Source organism: Paenibacillus sp. NPDC058071, from assembly GCF_042885235.1.
Classification (GTDB): Bacteria; Bacillota; Bacilli; order Paenibacillales; family Paenibacillaceae; genus Pristimantibacillus.
Genome location: NZ_JBHVSK010000004.1, coordinates 186,037 through 202,478, shown reverse-complemented (window position 1 = coordinate 202,478; position 16,442 = coordinate 186,037). Strand labels below are relative to the sequence as shown.

The 16,442-nt window shown below is 50.1% G+C and carries 15 protein-coding genes; 5 read left to right on the top strand and 10 right to left on the bottom strand.

Annotation, left to right across the window (positions count from 1 at the left end; translation table 11 throughout):
* Positions 1 to 18: 18 nt before the first annotated feature.
* From ACFVTB_RS08600 to ACFVTB_RS08590, 3 genes are all read right to left on the bottom strand, one after another.
* Positions 19 to 1,023 (bottom strand): asparaginase, encoded by a 1,005-nt coding sequence (locus tag ACFVTB_RS08600; protein ID WP_387747459.1) that lies wholly within the window; start codon positions 1,021 to 1,023, stop codon positions 19 to 21.
* A gap of 35 nt (positions 1,024 to 1,058) precedes the next feature.
* A complete protein-coding gene (locus ACFVTB_RS08595) occupies positions 1,059 to 2,216 on the bottom strand; it encodes an ROK family transcriptional regulator (protein ID WP_387747457.1) in 1,158 nt (385 codons plus the stop codon).
* 605 nt (positions 2,217 to 2,821) lie between these two features.
* Positions 2,822 to 3,262 carry a pentapeptide repeat-containing protein gene (locus ACFVTB_RS08590; RefSeq protein WP_387747455.1) on the bottom strand — a complete coding sequence of 147 codons (441 nt, stop codon included), beginning with the start codon at positions 3,260 to 3,262 and terminating at the stop codon, positions 2,822 to 2,824.
* A gap of 346 nt (positions 3,263 to 3,608) precedes the next feature.
* Here ACFVTB_RS08590 and ACFVTB_RS08585 point away from each other — a divergent pair, with 346 nt between their 5' ends.
* Positions 3,609 to 5,303 carry a M3 family oligoendopeptidase gene (locus tag ACFVTB_RS08585; protein WP_387747453.1) on the top strand — a complete coding sequence of 565 codons (1,695 nt, stop codon included), beginning with the start codon at positions 3,609 to 3,611 and terminating at the stop codon, positions 5,301 to 5,303.
* A gap of 312 nt (positions 5,304 to 5,615) precedes the next feature.
* On the opposite strand, the gene ACFVTB_RS08580 is transcribed toward ACFVTB_RS08585, so the two are convergent.
* The 3 genes from ACFVTB_RS08580 to ACFVTB_RS08570 form a co-directional block, all read right to left on the bottom strand.
* On the bottom strand, positions 5,616 to 6,482 hold the full coding sequence (locus ACFVTB_RS08580) for a M15 family metallopeptidase (protein ID WP_387747451.1): 867 nt from the start codon (positions 6,480 to 6,482) through the stop codon (positions 5,616 to 5,618).
* 235 nt (positions 6,483 to 6,717) lie between these two features.
* A complete protein-coding gene (locus ACFVTB_RS08575) occupies positions 6,718 to 7,575 on the bottom strand; it encodes a class II fructose-bisphosphate aldolase (RefSeq protein ID WP_387747449.1) in 858 nt (285 codons plus the stop codon).
* A gap of 366 nt (positions 7,576 to 7,941) precedes the next feature.
* Positions 7,942 to 8,328, bottom strand: coding sequence for a potassium channel family protein (locus ACFVTB_RS08570; protein ID WP_387747909.1), 387 nt, complete (start codon positions 8,326 to 8,328; stop codon positions 7,942 to 7,944).
* A 251-nt stretch (positions 8,329 to 8,579) separates the two neighbouring features.
* Here ACFVTB_RS08570 and ACFVTB_RS08565 point away from each other — a divergent pair, with 251 nt between their 5' ends.
* Both ACFVTB_RS08565 and ACFVTB_RS08560 read left to right on the top strand, forming a co-directional pair.
* Positions 8,580 to 9,056, top strand: coding sequence for a MarR family winged helix-turn-helix transcriptional regulator (locus ACFVTB_RS08565; protein ID WP_387747447.1), 477 nt, complete (start codon positions 8,580 to 8,582; stop codon positions 9,054 to 9,056).
* Positions 9,057 to 9,316: 260 nt separating this feature from the next.
* Positions 9,317 to 10,603, top strand: a complete 1,287-nt coding sequence (locus tag ACFVTB_RS08560) for an MFS transporter (RefSeq protein ID WP_387747445.1) — start codon at positions 9,317 to 9,319, stop codon at positions 10,601 to 10,603.
* Between the two features lie 619 nt (positions 10,604 to 11,222).
* Here ACFVTB_RS08560 and ACFVTB_RS08555 read toward each other — a convergent pair.
* A complete protein-coding gene (locus tag ACFVTB_RS08555; RefSeq protein WP_387747443.1) occupies positions 11,223 to 11,897 on the bottom strand; it encodes a YdeI/OmpD-associated family protein in 675 nt (224 codons plus the stop codon).
* A gap of 262 nt (positions 11,898 to 12,159) precedes the next feature.
* Between ACFVTB_RS08555 and ACFVTB_RS08550 the strand changes: the two genes are divergently transcribed.
* Together ACFVTB_RS08550 and ACFVTB_RS08545 are read left to right on the top strand one after the other, a co-directional pair.
* On the top strand, positions 12,160 to 12,504 hold the full coding sequence (locus tag ACFVTB_RS08550) for a DUF4234 domain-containing protein (protein WP_387747441.1): 345 nt from the start codon (positions 12,160 to 12,162) through the stop codon (positions 12,502 to 12,504).
* Positions 12,479 to 12,886, top strand: a complete 408-nt coding sequence (locus tag ACFVTB_RS08545; RefSeq protein ID WP_387747439.1) for a DUF2752 domain-containing protein — start codon at positions 12,479 to 12,481, stop codon at positions 12,884 to 12,886. Before ACFVTB_RS08550 ends, ACFVTB_RS08545 begins: the two co-directional genes overlap by 26 nt.
* A 42-nt stretch (positions 12,887 to 12,928) precedes the next feature.
* On the opposite strand, the gene ACFVTB_RS08540 is transcribed toward ACFVTB_RS08545, so the two are convergent.
* From ACFVTB_RS08540 to ACFVTB_RS08530, 3 genes are all read right to left on the bottom strand, one after another.
* Positions 12,929 to 13,795, bottom strand: a complete 867-nt coding sequence (locus tag ACFVTB_RS08540) for a CPBP family glutamic-type intramembrane protease (protein WP_387747437.1) — start codon at positions 13,793 to 13,795, stop codon at positions 12,929 to 12,931.
* 309 nt (positions 13,796 to 14,104) lie between these two features.
* Positions 14,105 to 14,998 carry a DMT family transporter gene (locus ACFVTB_RS08535; protein ID WP_387747435.1) on the bottom strand — a complete coding sequence of 298 codons (894 nt, stop codon included), beginning with the start codon at positions 14,996 to 14,998 and terminating at the stop codon, positions 14,105 to 14,107.
* 72 nt (positions 14,999 to 15,070) lie between these two features.
* Complete coding sequence (locus tag ACFVTB_RS08530) at positions 15,071 to 16,381, bottom strand: LLM class flavin-dependent oxidoreductase (RefSeq protein WP_387747433.1); 1,311 nt, start codon at positions 16,379 to 16,381, stop codon at positions 15,071 to 15,073.
* Between the last annotated feature and the right edge of the window lie 61 nt (positions 16,382 to 16,442).

Sequence of the window (16,442 nt, the reverse complement as noted above, 5' to 3'; positions counted from 1 at the left end):
TTCTCGTCTCTGCTGCCTTTAGGACTGCAATTGGAAAACCGCTTTGCGTTCGCCGACGACAGTTCCGCCGTCATTGACGATAACATTCGGCACAAGCGCATACAGCCGGTCGATCGTTTCCTTGTTCTCGTAGCCAATCCGCTCCAGAATCGAAGCGATGATGCATGGCCACACCAGCTCGGAGCCATCAGATACTTTGAGCGAGATACCGATCCGTTCCTTGCGGAGACCGATTCCGTAGACACCTTTCGCTCCGCCTTTGGCCGACAGATTGTCGTCCTTCAGCAGCGCCGAGCAGACGAACTGCCGGTCAGCGATCATATCCGGATTCTCGTTCATCACCCTGCCCGTCAAAGCGAGCGCCTTCCGCACTTCTTCATCCGGCACTAGGTCCGGACAAGCCAGTTTCAGGTAGGAATACGCAATTTTATGAAGCGGCAGCGCAAAAATCGGCAGTCCGCATCCGTCAATGCCTTGCGGAATCGACGACTGAGGCACTTCAGCAATGTAAGCCATCGCCTCCATAATTTCTTGCTGGACCGGATGCTCCGGTTTGTAGTACGACTCCACGTCCCAGCCCATTTGCTTGCTCAGTCCCATGAGACCTGCGTGCTTGCCGGAGCAGTTATGGAAAATCCGGCGTTTCGCCTCCTGGTTGCGGTGACGCTCCGCTTTCGCATCCTCGTTCAAAGGATAGGTAGCGCAGCAGTGCAGCTGCTCCTCGCTTAGCCCCATCTTCTGAAACATCGATTCGAGTGCTTCAATATGGTACGACTCTCCGCGGTGAGAAGCGGCGAACATTGCCGTCTCGGCTCCCGTCAGCCCGTATGTCCGGTCAACTCTTCTCTTCATGACCGGCAGAGCCTGAAAAGGCTTTGCTGCCGAGCGCAGGAAGGTCATATGCTCCGGGTTGCCCGCTTTATACAGAATGCGTCCCGTTTCGTCGACGACGCTGACTGCGCCGTAATGAACATTTTCCAGCACGCCCCCGCGATATTCTTCCACCAATGTTGTAAATGACATTTGGGTATGCCTCCTAATCATTCGTTCGTTTGTTTCTAATCCAGTGCGAAAAACCGGTTTTGCGACAACAGTCCGGAGCCGATCATAACGCCTCGCTCGTTCAGCTTGGAACGGTGAAAGGCGTAAGATCCGCTAAGCGGCGCCCATATATAGCGAGATAGGTAAAGCCGCTCCACTTCTTCGTAAATCTCAGGGAACTTGTCTACCAGCTCACCGCTTAAAATGACGCTGTCCGGGTTGTACATGCAGACGATGTTGTTGACCGTTATGGCCATATACATGAGCGCTCGATCGATCAAATGCACAGCCCAATGCTCGCCCGCTTTTCTCGCTTCGAACAGTTCCTCGATCGTGGCGACCGGGCGGATGCGATTGGCTTCCGAAAGCAACGAGCTGATGTTGATATAGGTCTGCAAGCAGCCTGCCTTTCCGCACTCGCACATCATGCCGCTTGGGTCGACCGTCGTATGCCCAATCTCGCCGGCGCTGTTCATCACGCCTCGGTAAATCTCGCCCTCGAGGATAACCGCTGAACCTACACCGTGACCGAAGCCCAGCAGAGCCGTTCGGCTGGCGCCGACCGCTGCGCCCTTCAAATGCTCAGCCAGCGCTCTTACCTTCAATTCATTGTCGACCGTTATCTCGTAGCCGGTCAGTTCCTTGAGCTTTTCAGCCAGCTGGACGTTTTTCCAGCCTAGCTGCACGGAGAAGACGACGACGCCCTCTTCGTTGTTCACAATGCCCGGAAGTCCGACGCCGATGCCGACTATACGACTGTTGTCGATAGCATACTGACGGGTCAGTTCCTCAACTGCTTCGCTAATCCGAATGATCGTCCGTTCGGGACTTTCGTCCGGCAAACGCGAATAGCTGCCGCTGCACAAGAGCTTGCCTTGCAGATCGACAATACCGACGCTCATCACGCTGCGATCCAGCTCTACGCCGACGGAAAGTACTGAAGCGTTGACTATGCCAAGCAGTGTCGACTTGCGGCCAAGTCCCTCGGATACTTGATCGGAATGGAGAAGATAGCCCTCTTCCGTCAGTTCCCCGACGATACGGCTGACAGTCGTCGGACTCATACCGGTTTGCTTGGCAATCGATGCGCGCGAAATCGGATGCTGATCTTTGATGATTTCGAATACAGTTCGCTTATTCTGCTTCTTCATAAAATCTTGATCATGCTTTTTCACGGGCAAGTCTCCCTATTATTTTCACCAGTGGATTAATTGTAGTTCAATTCGACTAGTTTAACGAATTTTTCCTTGGAATTTTCATCATAATCAAGTAATCTTGTAATTAGTTTCTCCAATGATGGTATTAATAATATATGGAGATTAAAAGGGTGTCAATATAAATAACATATATTTTTGTGATCTTTTTGCATTTGAAATTTGTAAGCGGTTAACCCTTTTTATATATGACACACACCTTACATGTTTAGTAGGACATTTGTTTTTTCGGTCATTTATACTTTGAAAACTGCATAAAAACGGTATTTTTGAGCTTCTGTGTCTTTCGACCAATACAGTGGTTGGTAATAGGATATCTGTTCACACCGGAACTTTTCTCTTTTTCCAGCCGTTTTGCATTACTCCAGTGGTGGGAATAATAGCTTCTCGAAACCATTTGATAGTAAATCGAAGAAATGCGAGCCTGATATTCACCACAAATAAAAAGAGACCCGCCCCCGCTTTACAGCGGAATGCAAGGTCCCTTCACGCAACATGATCTCATTAAAAGTAAGGGTGGATCGATCACTTCTCTCAAGTAGGATCAAAGTTCCTCATTTCGTTCACTAGTCTTGTGTTTGTTTGTTCTGCTCCAAATAGCGGCTCAACAATTCGTCGATTCGGACGCCGTCGATGGTCAGACCAGTAATGTCGCAGTCCGACAGCGCTAAATGGCTTAAGTTGCAATTTTCAAGCTTTCCGTTGCTCAGATCGCAATCGGTTAGGCGCACGCCGACTGAATGAGGCTTCGACTCCGGGTCTCCCGGATTGTAGTAACCAATGTGCTGAAAATGTGCGCCGCCCCATTGTGCTCCACTCACCTCGAACTCACTCATATTCGCGTCGATAATTTTCATGCCCGTCAAATTAACATTATTGAAAGTAGCCTGTGCGAGATTGCAGCATTCGAAGCTCATTTTTCCCGCATTGACGTTGTTAAAGCTCGATCCCGCCACGTTTGATTCGGACACTTCAAGCACTTTCATTTCTCTTACGATCTTCATCATTATTCCTCCTTGTCATTTTGAGGGTCTAGCACTGGAATCATTCATAGGTAATTCGCTGCCTGCCGGTTAGCAAGTACCATCCCAATTAAACCGCCTTCCAAGACATGATGAGGCCGATTCATGATGCCATCTTTAAAAACTAGTAATTTTTTACTTCTATTCTATCTTAAACCTTAAAGTCGCTTTGCTGTCAACATTCCGTTTCGGAGCAATTCAATGGAATCCAACGCCGCCTCAAGCAAAGGGCAGGATTAACGGATCTCCTATCGAATACACTGTATAGGCGAGGGGCTCGAAACGAGGGCTACCATCCGCTTACGAAATTTGATAAAGGCAGGTGCGCAACGTGAAATTTACCGAATACCCTTATGCACGTCCCGATGTAAAACAATTCGAACAACAGTTTAAAGAGCAGCTTGGCGTTTTTGAATCGGCGAACAACGCCGATGAACAAGACCGCGCAATGACCGGCATCAATAAGCTGCGAAGCGAATTCGATACGATGCAGCAAATCGCAAGCATTCGCCATTCCATTGATACGAATGATGAATTTTACAAAGCCGAACAGGATTTCTTTGACGAAAACGGACCTATTGTGCAAGAGTACATAACCGACTACTATAAAGCGCTTGTTGGTTCGGCTTTCCGTACCGAGCTGGAAGCTAAGTGGGGCCGTCAGCTGTTCCGGCTGGCCGAGCTGTCGCTTAAGACGTTCAGCCCCGAAATTATCGAAGACCTGCAGCAGGAAAATAAGCTTTCTACCGAGTATTCCAAGCTGATCGCCTCGGCCAAAATTATGTTTGAAGGCGAAGAGCGAACACTGCCGCAGCTGTCGCCATTCCAGCAATCGACTGATCGCGATGTACGCAAACGGGCCTCCGAAGCCTCCTCCGGCTTTATGGCCGAGCATGAAGAGGAATTCGACCGCATCTACGACGAGCTCGTTCAAGTCAGAACGAGAATGGCGAAGAAGCTTGGCTATGCCAATTTTGTCGAGCTCGGATACGCCCGTATGAGCCGCACCGACTACACCGCCGAGATGGTTGCTAACTTCCGCAACCAAGTGCTGGAGCACATCGTTCCCGCGGCTACGAAGCTGAAAGAGCGCCAGCGCGAGCGGATCGGCGTCGACCAGCTGTTCTACTATGACGAAAACCTTGCCTTCCTGTCCGGCAATGCGAAGCCGAAAGGCGATCCGGAATGGATTGTCAGTAATGGCGCCAAAATGTACAGCGAGCTCTCGCCGGAGACAGATGCGTTTTTCCGTTTCATGCAGTCCAACGAGCTGATGGATCTGGTCGCGAAAAAAGGTAAGCAAGGCGGCGGATACTGTACCTATATCAGCGAATATCAGGCGCCTTATATTTTCTCCAACTTTAACGGTACTTCCGGCGATATCGACGTGCTGACTCACGAAGCCGGACACGCGTTCCAGGTGTACGAGAGCCGCAGCTTCGCCGTTCCGGAATATAGCTTCCCAACGTACGAAGCATGCGAAATTCATTCGATGAGCATGGAGTTTTTCACTTGGCCGTGGATGGACCTGTTCTTCAAAGAGGATGCCGACAAATATCGGTTCCATCACTTGGCTGGTGCGCTCCTCTTCCTGCCGTACGGCGTCACCGTCGACGAATTCCAGCATTACATCTATGAGAATCCGGACGCTTCACCAGCAGAGCGGAAACGGGCATGGCGCGAAATCGAAGCCAAATATCTTCCGCATCGCAATTACGAAAGCAACGTTTACTTGGAGCAAGGCGGCTTCTGGCATAAGCAGGGCCATATTTTCGGCTCGCCGTTCTACTATATCGACTACACGCTGGCGCAAATTTGCGCTTTTCAGTTCTGGAAAAAGATGCACGAGGATCGCGACGCCGCCTGGGCCGCTTATCTGCATCTGTGCAAGCAGGGCGGCAGCCTCAGCTTTACAGAGCTCGTTCGCGAAGCCGGTCTCATCTCGCCGTTCGAGGACGGCTGCGTCACGTCGGTTATTGGCAGCATCGAAGGCTGGCTGAACAGCGTGGACGATAAAGCGCTGTAAGCAGTCCGCTGGCTTGTCCGGCTCTGGCTTGGACAGATCACCTCATTCATGCAGGCTCATAGTGTGTGCGGCTTCCGTCGCCACGTGCTGCGTCCTGATGCATGGCGTCTTCGGGCGCTATAACACGCGCTGGTAAGCAGTGCGCTGCACAAGCGAGAACGAGAGCTGAGCCCTATGCTTGCCTTCGTCAAGGAAAAGAAATCCCCTTTGCCTAATTCGGCAAAGGGGATTTTTAGGAGAAGTTTGACCGCCGAAGTGTGACCGAGCACCTCACTCCGGGAGGCGCACGGCGGGTATGCTGCTGCTTTACTATTACTTACCCTTGCCCGAAACCGGAACCGCGTTCCAGTATTCCTCCAGCGTAATATTCTCTTTATAGATTTCGGCAGCGACTTCCGTTCCGACGTAACGGAGATGCCACGGCTCGTATTTGTAACCGGTAATTTTCTCTTTACCCTTCGGATAACGAATAATAAAGCCGTATTTATGGGCGTTTTTAGCGAGCCATTTCGCTTCCGGCTTATCGGCGAAGCAGTCGGTTGCACTGCATTTTCCGTCTGCACCGGCAACGTCGATCGCAAGTCCCGTCTCATGCTCGCTCGTTCCTGGGAACGCGCTGTACGTCATCGCTTTCTCCAGTCCATCTTTCTTCACGTACGAGTTAAACAGCTGCTTTTGCCGCTCATGCGAGCGATAAGCGGAAACGCCAGCCAACGGCTTTCCGTCTTTTTTTGCTGCCGCAAACAACTTCTCCAGCGCTTCTGCAGCTTCCTTGCGCATCTTCCGTTTATCAATTTTCTCGTTGAACGTAAATTTAACGTCAGGATAAACCAAATCTTTTGGCACATATTTTTCCGGCAGTTTGTTCTGCTTATTCACCAGTGCAGTAATCGATTCCGGCTTCGCTACGGTTGCACGTTCATTGGAGGAGGCTTGTCCTTTAGAATCCGACGATTTTGAAGTTGACGATGAAGAAGATGAAGATGATTTCGTATTTGAATTGGAAGCAATCTTTACGTCAGGCTTATCCGTAGCCTTTACTGGCGGATTGGTCGGCGCCTGCGCCTCAAATTTACCTACGACTTCGCTGCCTTGAATCGTTGCGGGCTCCCCCGCCCCGCATGCCGTCAAAGCAAGGCAGCCCACAAGCAGAATGCCCGTCCACAGCTTTTTATTCATTTTGATTTCCCCTCTCTCTCGATGCAGTCCGGCTCTAGCTGCCGAACTATTTTCTAAACCTATTCTATCTACTAGATGTTTCGAGAAAGAAATAGGTTGCGTCTATTTTACAAAAAACTTGTTTCTATCTTGTAAAATGACAGCGCCCTTCGACAAAACAGACAAAAAAAACAATCCCCCTCGGCTTCGAGGAGGATTGTTTTACAGCTGTTTATATTAGGCTGTTATAGGCGTCTTACGCTTTGTTCGAGGAACCGAACTCGCGGATTTTACCGATAACTGTTTGTTTGATCGCTTCACGGCCAGGGCCGAGGAATTTGCGCGGATCGTAAACTTCGGAATCAGTCGTCAAAATTTGGCGAGCCACTTTCGTGAACTCGATTTGGTTTTCCGTGTTTACATTGATTTTAGCCGTACCGAGCGAGATCGATTTTTTGATTTGATCGGTAGGGATGCCAGTACCGCCATGCAATACGAGTGGCAATTTGATTGTTTGGCAAATTTCTTCCATTTCTTTGAAACCCAGGTTTGGCTCGCCTTTGTAAGGACCGTGTACGGAACCAAGAGCTGGAGCCAGGCAATCGATGCCTGTGCGTTGAACGAGCTCGAAGCACTCTTTTGGATCAGCATAGATAACGCCGTCAGCGATAACGTCGTCTTCTTGGCCGCCAACCGTACCGAGTTCAGCTTCAACGGAAACGCCTTTTGCATGTGCGTATTCAACGACTTGTTTCGTCGTCGCTACGTTCTCTTCGAACGGATGGTGCGAAGCGTCGATCATAACGGAAGTGAAGCCTGCGTCGATAGCCGCTTTACATTTGTCGAAGCTGGAACCGTGGTCGAGGTGGATTGCAACCGGAACCGTGATTTTCATTTCTTCGATCAACGAGTTCACGATAGCCGTAACGACTTTGAAGCCGCCAATATACTTAGCAGCGCCTTCGGAAACGCCCAGGATAACTGGGGATTGCTCAGTTTGAGCCGCATCCAGGATTGCTTGGGTCCATTCCAGGTTGTTGATGTTGAATTGACCAACCGCGTATCCTTCTTTCAGCGCTTTGTTCAGCATGTCTTTCATCGATTCTAATGCCATAATATATAATCCTCCTTTGAGTGTAACTGCCGATAACCGTATATTGCTTGGACACTTTATTATACTACTAAACGGCCGCCGTTTTCCATACTCTTTCTGGTGCAGCCGGTTGTCCGCATCCTTCCAGCAAGCTCTTGCAGAACCCGGAATTGCATGACAATACTGCTATTAAACCATAGTCGAGAGCCGTTTTCCACTCCATTTTACAACGAACAATCCATTCTAAAGCGAATCGAAACGTTCCGCTTTTCCTATTTTCCTTGCCATTGCTGAAAATGAAAACGCTATACTTTTAAATGAAGCTGCTTATTACGATCTGTCGAATAACAAAAAGCGCACACCTCTGGCGCACGCTTTACATCGTTTTTACCTTTTGCGAAACTGTTTGATCCGAGAGATTTTTTTATCCCCGTCTTCTCCATCTTCGTCGCCTGCCGGCTGCTTAATTAGCGCATAGGCAATGTAGCCGACCAATCCTAGAAATAAACCGGTTCCGACTACAATATAGACCATCGTAAAAACTTTTCCGAGCACGGTTTGCGGCTCAAATGTCGGATGTCCGACTGTGCTCAGAGTCGCTACACAAAAATAAAGCGCATCGATAACCGATAATCCTTCTTGTCTCACATAAAACATCGTTCCGGATAGCAACATAATAAGAACTAAAATAAATAAAGCCTGAAAATTTTTCATTTTAAAAGCTTTCCATAGCGCTTTAATCAAACGCTGCAGAGTGAGTAGAAATGAGACCACGTTGCGCAAGTTCCCTTCTTAGTCGGTGTCGTATGGCGTTCGCTTTCGTTTTACCTGCCGTTAACCACTCGAGGCTAAACGGCCTTTTGTCTTTGCAAGTCCGTACGTCAATTATATCAGAGCGATTTTATTGGAACCAGCCTGCTTGCAGCTGCCGGCAAAACGAGTACTTGACAATAAAAGCGCTCGCCCTTATATTCGTTGTACATACAAAGTTTAAACAATTATTCGATCCGAAAGGAGTCTGCTGTATGACAACCTCATTGCCTGAAAACGGGCAACCGGCGCAGCCCACTCTCACCTATGACGACTCGTTCACCCGAACTTGCCTATACTTCACAACCAATCGGTTAAGCCGAGCGATTACCCGTATGGCAGACGATGCCTTTGCCCCTACCGGATTGACGCCTGCATACGGCTATGTCGTACGGCTTGTGATCGGAAAACCGGGCATTACGCAGAAAGAGCTGTCGGATACGCTTTCGATTGCACCGTCTACGCTGACCCGTTTTATAGATAAGCTTGAAGTAAAGAAGCTCGTGGAGCGCAAAGGACACGGAAAAACAGTGCTCGTGTACCCGACAGACAAAGGAAACGAGCTTGGTCCATCGATCCTAGAGGCTTCCAAGCGGCTGAAAAAAAACTATGAAGAAGTTCTAGGCAAAGACGTCGCCGCTATGCTGACCAGCAATCAGGAACAAATGAGCGATTTAATGGAGCGTTCTTGATCTGGGATGGGATTGCCATTGTCATGAGCCAGTGCTTTTGAGTTGTCATGGTGTTTGCTTCAACGCTCTGTGATTATAGTTGTGAGCGACGTTGGTTAATTACGCTCTGCGATTAGGCTTGCTTGGGCTTGGCGTTTTGGCGCTGAGCTTTCAGAGAGCTTGCGGCTTGAGTATCATATACTGCTCGTCTTTATAGCAGTATTCGTTTTTGCATTATATTTTGTATGTACAAGCAAAATATACAAATAGAGGTGTATCCGATGTATCGTTCGACTTTAACTACCACGGAACAAAAGACTCCGCATTTTCACTATGGATGGATTATTGTTCTATTAACCTTTGCCACCCTGCTCGTTTCGGCGGGAATCCGTTCCCTGCCCAGCGTCCTGCTCGTTCCGTTTCAAAATGAATTCGGTTGGAGCCGTGGCAGCATATCCGGTGTTGTTTCTATCGGTATTTTATTATATGGCTTGGTTGGACCGTTCTCAGCAGCGCTGCTGCTTCGTTATGGCATTCGCAAAGTCGTTATTTTGTCGCTAACAGTGCTGGCGGCAAGTATGGCCATTACTCCTTTTATAACAACTTTTTGGCAGTACCAATTGCTATGGGGCGTCGTATCGGGATTAGCTACAGGAATGATGGCCAACGTGCTCGGAGTTACGGTTAGCAACCTGTGGTTCGTTCATCGAAAAGGATTAGTAATCGGCCTGCTGACGGCGAGTGCTGCGACTGGACAGCTGCTGTTTTTGCCATTGATGGCTAAACTAACAACCGATTTTGGCTGGCGAATTTCGGTCTATACAGCTGTCGCCGCTATTATTGTCATTCTGGCTGCCGTCGCAATTTGGATGCGCAATCACCCGTCAGATGTCGGCGCTGCACCCTACGGCTCAGACGAAATCGTTGCCCCAACTGTTTTCCGAGGAAACATCTTCCTCGCCCCGCTGCAAAGCTTGCGGCATGCCTCCAAAAGCATGACGTTCTGGCTGCTTGCAGGTACCTTTTTCATATGTGGTTTTTCCACAAACGGTCTAATTGGGACCCATCTAATCGCCGCTTGCGGAGATCACGGCATGCTTGAAGTAGCCGCCGCTGGACTGCTCGCCATGATGGGCTTGTTCGACTTGTTCGGCACAACGATTTCCGGTTGGCTATCCGACCGTTTCGACAGCCGGTGGCTGCTGTTCTGGTATTACGGATTGCGCGGGCTGTCGTTGCTGTTTCTGCCATACGCACTTGGCGCAGATCCCATTATGCTTGTCGTCTTCTCTGTCTTCTACGGACTGGACTGGATTGCAACCGTACCGCCGACCGCTAAGCTGTCGAGTCAAAAGTTCGGCGAAAAATCCGGCATGGTGTTTGGCTGGATTCTTGTTGCCCACCAGCTCGGCGCATCCGTCGCGGCTTACGGCGCAGGCTTAATACGGGACCTTTTCGGCAGCTATTCGCAAGCCTTTGTCATCGCCGGATTCACCTGCTTCCTCGCTTCTCTTATGGCAATCCGTATCCGCAAAATGCGATTGGAAAAAGCCTCTGCGGCCGTCTAAGTTAGTGGGCAAAGCATAGCCTCGCCTGCGATTCGAGGTCCAATGCCTCAACCAGTTCACACTTGGTCATTGGTGGTAATGGGAAAACAGTTTTTACGATGGGGTCTACGGTCCCAATAACTGCATATTTCCCCTGTTATCGCCATCATAGAACATCTATAAAAATAGGCCAGCCACAAGTCTCTGGCTGACCTAATAATACGGAATAACTGCCTTTTGGCAGTTATTTTTGCTTTCTTGAGGGCATTTCGGACCAATAACTGCGAAATAGCAGTTATTTCCCAGGAAAGGTATGTATTCGAATACTTGGCTTACCAAATAACTGCATAAATGCAGTTATTGACCCTTCCTCTGCCCAAAACCGAGCAAATAACTGCAAAACGGCAGTTATTTCACAAAAAACCACTTGCTGTCTGCTAAGACTAAGAACCAAGGCAGCTGCCGTATTAATGTGCTGCATTCTGCTGCGCGACCGCCGCCATGTAGTGAAACACTGCGCCCGGTGCTACGCTCGGTGCGCTTGGGGCTGTGCACGATGCGCTTGGCGCTGCGCGCGGTGCACTTGGTGCTATGGCCCCTACATCCCCTTACCGCGCAGAACGAGTAAGCAGTAGCTTTGTTATCCGTTTTGCGCTTTCCGGTATAGCTCCCGGCTTTTGAAGCCGGCGCGCATAATCGCCTTCATTTCCTCGCGCCGTGCGGCGCGCGTCTCCTCTTGCTTCGCGCTGTACACGTAGCGAGCCCAATCCTTCCGATAGCCGGGGGTCAGCGATTGATAGAATGCAAGCAGTGCAGGCTCATCTCCTAAATCTCGTTCCACGTCGGTTATTTGCTCCGCGTAGTCATCGACCCGCTGGCTCGCTTTGGATGAAGTTTTTCCTTTTCCCGCTGCGTCTTCTTTCAAGCCGACGACTGTAAAGGTTTCATCCAAGCCTACCATTCGGGCAAACTTGATCGAGCTTGTCCCGATATAACCGTCCTCGTCGCTGCCTAAACCTCCAAGCAGCTCATCGCGATGGATAAAGGTTGGATAAACCTTGTTTCCTTTCTTCGGATAAGCGGCATAAAAGTAACCGCTCTTGTTCAATTTTCCGCCCGTTATAATTTCATCGGTTAGCTGTTTCAAGGATGCCATATCGTAGACGAAGGCAAAAATAAGATCGTAAGCGCCCTCCCCCAGCTCCGCATCATATTCTCCCAGTTCTTTCATATAATCTGTATCATTCGGCTGTCGCAGCACCGCAACACGTTCAAACTTGCGCAAGCTTAGCTTTTCTACGATCGTTTTTTCCATGCTGACTTCTACCTCCATCGGCTTCTCGTGCTTCTATTATAACCGATTACAGACGGGGCCATGAACGATTGTTCGCTCTAAACAAAGTCTTCCGAATCCTGTCGAATCTACCAATTGATCTTGTAAAAAACAGAAGATTATCATATACTAGCTTTTGTTGTGTCTTGGTAGATTTTGACGAAATATATCTTGTTTTTTCCTCTTGATTTCTGGGAACGAAACCGTTCCTGAAATAATATAAATAGTCCTAGGATGGTGCAGAATGGTTTCACAACGCAGTATCGCATTAGCAATCGTTTTAAGCCTGATTACCTTCGGAATTTACGGCATCTACTGGTTCATCGTGCTGACCAACGAGGTCGGCAGGCTGAGCGGAGACCGCGAATTTACCGGAGGCAAGCATTTCCTCCTGACGCTCATTACATGCGGCATCTGGGGCTTTATCTGGGCCTATCAAATCGGCCAACGCGTGGCAGGCGCTCAATACAACCGCGGCATGCGCGTGAATGATAATTCCGTGCTCTATCTGATTCTTCAGTTTTTCGGTTTGGGCATTGTGACTTACGCTCTCGTGCAGTCCGATGTTAACAACATGGCTGATGCTTAAAAGATACGCAAAACAGAACCCCAAACTTGTTTGGGGTTCTGTGCTAGGTATTGGCGGATTAATTTATATCAAAGCATGGCTGCCTCTAACCGGCATCGGCATTCCTTGTCCCTTTCATGCGGTAACAGGCCTCTTTTGTCCCGGCTGCGGCATTACAAGAACCGCCACTTCACTGCTGAAGTTGGATTTCGAACAGGCGTACCGGAATAACGCTTTAATCTTCTTTCTAGTTCCTCTCTATCTAGCTTATCTCTTTTCCCGTCGAAAAAAGTGGACATTGCCCAGCAATGCGCTTATGACCGTTATGGTTGCGGCAACGCTATTATTCGGCGTTCTAAGAAATGTTCCAGCCATTTCCTGGCTGGCTCCCGAAAGCGGCTGAACGGTCTGCGCAAGCAGCCGATATCAGTCGCTTTCTGTTTTCTTACAACCTTCTCAGTTCCATCGGTCTTCTCGAGATGCGCCATGCCACAATCATCAACACAAAAGCGACTAAAATGCCCGATTCTCCCGTCCAGAGCAGCGTATTCTCTCCTTTGGAGAATCCATCGAATATTTCCTGTATTATCGCATTCCAAGAGGCATGCAGGAATACCGCAGGCCATACACTGCCGGTTGTCAGCCGTAGACGACTAATGATATAGCCAAAAGAGGTGATGGAAATCATTAATAAAACGACGGAAAGGGCAGGGTAAGGACCGGAATAGTAATTGCCGGCAATCAGTAAAGGAAGATGCCATACGCCCCAGATGAGCCCGCTGGTCAGTATCGGATATGGAACGCGGGCGTCAATCAGCCGAGTGAGCATATACCCCCGCCAGCCAATCTCCTCTCCCACGCTGCTGAGCACGCCTAAGCCGGTGCCAGCCACCATTTGTGCAAGCAAAAGTCCAATAAATACAACCACTGGCGGAGCCTTAATGTACGTTTCTGGTGCGGCGAATTGGACAAGCCCCGTGACCCATGCAAAACCATATGCAATCAGGCCGATAAAGACTGGAAACAGTAGTATAAAAGGCAGCTTCTTCAGCGTACGTCGCCCCCCGACCCGCAGGGAAATATCGGATATGCCTTCACGCAGCATCAATCGGGTAAAGATAGAAGCCAGACCCGGCGTCCACATCAGATACAGGACGAAAATCTCAGATTTCAGCGACAGCACATAGCCAAGGATAGATAGCGGGATGAGCCATGCGAAGAATACGAAAAGTCCCTTTCTAGCGAAACGTATACGTTCCTTATCCCCGTCTGACCCTAGAGCAGCTGAGGGATTATTATAGCTTGTTAACATGATGTTGTAGCCCCTTTGGTCAAAATATGTAATTCCTTTTGAAGTATAGCAATTGTCCTGTAATGGTCGTAACAAGCTGAAGTCCAGACTTTGTGCCAGACTAAGGCCTAGTACTAACGCCACTTCAGTAGGGATTGCAAGCTACAAAAACGACTCAATTCCGAAATCAGTGCTTGAAAAAAAGACTCAACCCGAAGGTTGAGCCCCTTTGACAAATCAATTCCACTCACTGACATACGCACAGCGCGCGTCTGCATAGGCACATACAAACTGCCATAAGGCCAGCCATACAACCATTCAGCTGCATCGTTAAACCGCCGCTGTCGCTGCACGCTTCTTCCGTTTAACCGGAAATTGCAGCCACAGAATGCCCGCAATAAATACGGCCGCTCCGATTAGTACGTATTTCGTAATCGGCTCGTCGAAGAATAGCAGCGACCATACCATCGTAAACAGCGCTTGAAAATTGCCCAAAATCGCCACCGCAGCCAGAGGCACCCGCTTCAGCCCTTCCGCAAACCAGACGAAGCTGAGGCCCGTTATGACGCCTAGAGCGATGATAGCGGCCCAGGCCGCCCATGTCGTCTCTCCAACGATGCCGTAAGTAGGATGGACCGGAACGGTAGGCGACAGCAGCATAGCGCTGACGGCGAAGATGGACAGGTTCATGCTGCCCGAATCGAGCTTGCTGACGAGAAAGCGAGAACTAATGACATGAAGACCCGCGCCGATACCAGCCAATACGAACAGCAGCGTAATAAAACCTCCGCCCGATAGCAGTTGATCGGGAGGCGCGCCATTCCAGCCGATGACAAGCACGCCCAGCATACACAACGCAGCTGCAAACCAGCCGCGACCGGACACCCGTTCCTTCAGCAGCAAGCCCGACAGCACTAGAATAGCCGTCGTCTGCACGGGTGGAATCAGAATGTTCGAGTAGGAATACCCAAGCGTAATCGCCCAGTTTTCGAATAGATAGTTGGCTGCCTTGGCGACTCCGCCAATCCACACCCATTTTAAGGCCAGCCGGAAATTCAGCTTCCTCTCTTTAATCAGCAGGAAGATAGCAAGAAAAATGACCCCAAAGAAAAACCGATAAAACGATATCGCAAAGCTGTCCATCATCGGCGCAGCCGTCTTGACCAAAGTCCCCACAAAGCTCCATGCCAGCGTGGCCAGCAGAACCAGCACATATCCCATCATTACACCCCGTTGTCTGTTCGCACAAAAATGACCGGCCCGCCGATTCGCATCGGCAGGCCGGGGGTCTCTCGCTTACACGCTATATCGATTCGCGGGTATGCCGAGGCCTAAATTCTCTCTTAGTGTACCATGCTCATATTCGGTACGGAATAGCCCGCGCGCTTGCAGTACCGGCACAACCTGCTCGACGAAATCCTTCAAGCCTTCCAGATAAGGCGGCCAAACGAAAAATCCGTCCACCGCTTCTGCTTCGAACCAGGTTTGAATCTCATCGGCGATTTTTTCCGGTGTGCCGACGAAGGTCAGGCTTGGCGAAGCGAAACGGATCGCTGTTTCTCTCAGCGTCAACTTATCCTCACCCGCTACCCGAACAATTCGCTCGGCCAGACTGCGGTAGCTGTTGCCGATCACGATGTCCGCCGGGAACGGCGCATCTGGATCATATTGCGAGAAATCAACGCCGCTGAAGAAAAATCCGAGCTGCTGCAGCCCTTCCTCCAGGCTAATAAACGCCGTTGCTTTGCGGTATTTTTGCAGCGCCTCTTCCTCCGTTTTGCCGACAACCGGCTGAATGCCCGGGAAGATCATAATCTCTTCCGGTTCTCTGCCATAGGTCGCCGCCAACCCTTTTATATCCTTATAAAAAGCTTTCGCTTCCTCGATCGTCTCCGGCAGCGTGTAAATAGCGTCCGCGCTCTTCGCCGCCAGCTCGCGTCCCGACTTAGAGCCGCCCGCCTGGAAAACAACCGGCTGCCCCTGCTCTGAACGGGCGATGTTGAGCGGCCCTTTTACCGAGAAATACTCGCCTTTATGATCCAGCGTATGAAGCTTGGACTGGTCGAAGAAAACGTTGTTCTCTTTGTCATAGACGAAGGCGTCATCCTCCCATGAATCCCACAAGCCACGCACGACCTTCAAATGCTCTTCGGCCCGCTGGTAGCGAATGGAATGGTCGAAATGCTGGTCTCGCCCGTAATTTTGCGCCGCCCCTTCCAATCCGGTCGTCACGACGTTCCATGCCGCGCGGCCGCCGCTGATCTGATCGAGCGAGGCAAACTGCCGCGCCACCGTAAACGGCTCGGAATATGACGTCGTTACCGTGCCTACGAGGCCGATGTTCGAGGTGACCGAAGCAAGCGCCGACAACAGCGTCAGCGGCTCGAAGCGGTTCAGCATACGAGGCGCGGAGCCCTCGTTAATATAGACATGGTCGGCGAAGAAAACAAAATCAAATTTCCCTGCCTCCGCCTGCAGTACTTGCTCCTTATGATGCGTGAAGCTGATTGCCGCGTTGGAGGGCACATCGCTCTGCCGCCAACCGGAACGGTACTGGCCTAATCCGAACACGCGCGCGCCTAGCTTCAAAGTCCGGTTTTTACTCATTTCGCATCGTCCTCCTGTTTGTCACGTCGTTAGTCGATCGTGAGTGAGTAAGTGAGTGAGT

Excerpts from the sequence above, each read along its gene's own strand:
- ACFVTB_RS08565 (WP_387747447.1), top strand. The coding sequence starts at position 8,580 with ATGACAACCTCATTGCCTGAAAACGGGCAACCGGCGCAGCCCACTCTC.
- ACFVTB_RS08545 (WP_387747439.1), top strand. The coding sequence starts at position 12,479 with ATGTTAACAACATGGCTGATGCTTAAAAGATACGCAAAACAGAACCCC.
- ACFVTB_RS08530 (WP_387747433.1), bottom strand. The coding sequence starts at position 16,381 with ATGAGTAAAAACCGGACTTTGAAGCTAGGCGCGCGCGTGTTCGGATTA.
- ACFVTB_RS08540 (WP_387747437.1), bottom strand. The coding sequence starts at position 13,795 with ATGTTAACAAGCTATAATAATCCCTCAGCTGCTCTAGGGTCAGACGGG.
- ACFVTB_RS08550 (WP_387747441.1), top strand. The coding sequence starts at position 12,160 with ATGGTTTCACAACGCAGTATCGCATTAGCAATCGTTTTAAGCCTGATT.
- ACFVTB_RS08560 (WP_387747445.1), top strand. The coding sequence starts at position 9,317 with ATGTATCGTTCGACTTTAACTACCACGGAACAAAAGACTCCGCATTTT.
- ACFVTB_RS08590 (WP_387747455.1), bottom strand. The coding sequence starts at position 3,262 with ATGATGAAGATCGTAAGAGAAATGAAAGTGCTTGAAGTGTCCGAATCA.
- ACFVTB_RS08580 (WP_387747451.1), bottom strand. The coding sequence starts at position 6,482 with ATGAATAAAAAGCTGTGGACGGGCATTCTGCTTGTGGGCTGCCTTGCT.
- ACFVTB_RS08600 (WP_387747459.1), bottom strand. The coding sequence starts at position 1,023 with ATGTCATTTACAACATTGGTGGAAGAATATCGCGGGGGCGTGCTGGAA.
- ACFVTB_RS08555 (WP_387747443.1), bottom strand. The coding sequence starts at position 11,897 with ATGGAAAAAACGATCGTAGAAAAGCTAAGCTTGCGCAAGTTTGAACGT.
- ACFVTB_RS08575 (WP_387747449.1), bottom strand. The coding sequence starts at position 7,575 with ATGGCATTAGAATCGATGAAAGACATGCTGAACAAAGCGCTGAAAGAA.
- ACFVTB_RS08535 (WP_387747435.1), bottom strand. The coding sequence starts at position 14,998 with ATGATGGGATATGTGCTGGTTCTGCTGGCCACGCTGGCATGGAGCTTT.